Origin of the sequence: Scytonema sp. PCC 10023, assembly GCF_963920835.1 — a bacterium.
Taxonomy (GTDB): Bacteria; Cyanobacteriota; Cyanobacteriia; order Cyanobacteriales; family Nostocaceae; genus Kalymmatonema.
Window position 1 is genome coordinate 1 of the sequence record NZ_CAWUDP010000427.1, and the last position, 227, is coordinate 227.

General features: G+C 68.7%; 1 protein-coding gene. It reads right to left on the reverse strand.

All coding sequences use genetic code 11. The features are described 5' to 3' along the window. Positions 1 to 227, reverse strand: a 227-nt coding sequence (locus ACM0OZ_RS49460) for a hypothetical protein (RefSeq protein ID WP_414590257.1), incomplete at both ends; no start/stop codon positions are given.

Genomic DNA, 227 nt, shown 5'->3' on the forward strand with positions numbered 1-227 from the left:
GGCGTTGGCGCCGCTGTCCTGCCACACATTCACGCGGCTGCCCGCGGCGGTGGTGCCGGGTGCGACATTCAGGTTGCCGGCCCCCGACAGGCTCTGGAAGACCCCGCCCGCATTGGGCCCGAAACCCATTGCGCCCCGGACTTTCCAGGTTGCGGAATCGAACGCCAGGTCCTGCGCCACGTTCGGAGCGTATTTCGCGTAGGCCGTGCCATTCCAGCGGTGCCAGC